This window comes from Mesorhizobium sp. P5_C1 (genome assembly GCF_054049815.1).
Genome location: NZ_JBFULQ010000781.1, coordinates 1 through 1,979, shown reverse-complemented (window position 1 = coordinate 1,979; position 1,979 = coordinate 1). Strand labels below are relative to the sequence as shown.

At 61.5% G+C, this 1,979-nt stretch carries 2 protein-coding genes; one reads left to right on the top strand and one right to left on the bottom strand.

What is annotated here, in order from left to right:
- Positions 1-98 precede the first annotated feature (98 nt).
- Positions 99-1,553 carry an NAD-dependent succinate-semialdehyde dehydrogenase gene (locus tag ACXJ7R_RS31210; RefSeq protein WP_457155170.1) on the top strand — a complete coding sequence of 485 codons (1,455 nt, stop codon included), beginning with the start codon at positions 99-101 and terminating at the stop codon, positions 1,551-1,553.
- A gap of 109 nt (positions 1,554-1,662) precedes the next feature.
- Here ACXJ7R_RS31210 and ACXJ7R_RS31205 read toward each other — a convergent pair.
- The coding region (locus ACXJ7R_RS31205) for an aminotransferase class III-fold pyridoxal phosphate-dependent enzyme (protein WP_457155169.1) at positions 1,663-1,979 on the bottom strand (317 nt) is incomplete at its 5' end.

Genomic DNA, 1,979 nt, shown 5'->3' with positions numbered 1-1,979 from the left:
ACGCAGACTTCTTCCAGCCGGTTGACGAGCCGAACGACGCAATCCGCCGCGGACATAAGGCCCGGCGCGCGACCATCAAGATACATTCCGAGGAAGCGATGACGAACGAAGCCGGCATCTCCTATCCGTCAGTGCAGCTGTTCATCGGGAACACATGGCGCAACAGCGACGACGGAGGAACCTATTCGGTCGTCAATCCGGCGACAGGACAACCAATCGGCCATGTTGCCAGCGCAACTGCGATTGACCTCGAGCGCGCGGTGGAGGCGGCACGGCTGGGCTTCGCCGAATGGCGCGCCGTCGCACCTTACCAGCGGTCGAAGATCATGCGCGCCGCGGCAGCGCTGCTGAGGGAGCGTACTGCGATTATCGCGCGGCTTTTGACGCTCGAACAAGGAAAGCCTTTGGCCGAATCGTCCGCGGAAGTGCAGGTCGCGGCCGATACGATCGAATGGTTCGCCGAAGAAAGCAGGCGCACCTACGGCAGAGTCGTGCCGTCGCGGGCGCCTGCAACACAGCAACTCGTCCTGAAGGAGCCAGTTGGCCCCGTGGCCGTTCTGACGCCATGGAACTTTCCCCTGAACCAGGCTGCCCGCAAGATCGCCGCAGCCATCGGTGCCGGTTGCTCGGTGGTAGCCAAGCCTGCAGAAGAAGCGCCAGCATGCGTCGCGGAATTGGCCAGGGCATTTCTGGATGCCGGCCTGCCGAAGGGTGTGCTCAATCTTGTCTACGGCAATCCTGCCGCCATTTCCGAATTCCTGATCGCCCATCCGGCTATTCGCAAGATTTCCTTCACCGGATCGACGGCCGTCGGCAAGAAGCTTGCTGCCCTTGCCGGCCAACACATGAAGCGCACGACGATGGAGCTTGGTGGACATGCACCCGTCCTCGTGTTCGATGATGCGAACATCTCGGCGGCCGCCAAGGTCATGGCGCAGGCCAAATTCCGGAATGCCGGACAGATCTGTGTTTCGCCGACCCGCTTCCTGATCCAGCAGGCAGCCTATGACGATTTCCTGAGCCACTTCGTGGCAGAGGCATCGACGCTGCGCATCGGCGACGGCATGAATGCGGGTACAACGATTGGACCTCTCGCCAATGAGCGGCGTCTGCATGCGATGGAAGCTCTCGTCCAGGACGCGCTGGAGCAAGGTGCGCGGCTCCGCAGCGGGGGCCGGCGCCACGGGAATATCGGCTACTACTTCGAACCGACCATCCTCTCGGAGGTGCCACTTTCCGCGAGAGCAATGAACGAGGAGCCGTTCGGGCCGATCGCGCTCTTCAGGCCGTTCGAGACGCTGGAAGAAGCGGTGGACGAGGCCAATAGGCTACCCTTTGGCCTCGCGGCCTTCGCCTTCACGCGATCGAATACAATCATATCGCAACTTGGATCGCGACTTGAGACCGGGATGTTGAGCGTCAATGACAATCTGCTGGCGCTGCCGGAAGTACCATTTGGCGGGGTCAAGGATTCTGGCCACGGTTCGGAGGGCGGGAGCGAAGCGATGGAAGCCTACATGGTCACCAAGTTGGTCAAGGTGACCGAGGCCTGACCCTTTACGGCGCGCACAGCGCGGACTGCATCCAATGACGCTGCAGCCTTTGGCGCCGCCGATGGTATTCAGGGCCACCCCGTGCTGCCTATGCGTATGGTTCCCGCATCTACGTCGCCGGATTTACCAGGTTCTTGGCGAATGCGGCTTCAACAGCCGATACGATTTGTTCGCATTCCTCGCGCTGGATAATCAAGGCCGGTGAGAAGATCATCATGTGCCCGACGATTCTGACCAGAGCGCCGGCGTCATAGGCCAGTTGCCCGAGCGTGGCCATGTACTGCTTTCCAGCGGGCGCCTTGGCCGCGCGGTCACAGACGACCTCGATCGCGAACATCAGACCCTTGCCACGGACGTTTCCGATCGTCTCGTGGCGATCAGCCATCGCCCGCATGGCTGGGATCAGGAAGTCACTTTGCACACGCG

Excerpts from the sequence above, each read along its gene's own strand:
- ACXJ7R_RS31210 (WP_457155170.1), top strand. The coding sequence starts at position 99 with ATGACGAACGAAGCCGGCATCTCCTATCCGTCAGTGCAGCTGTTCATC.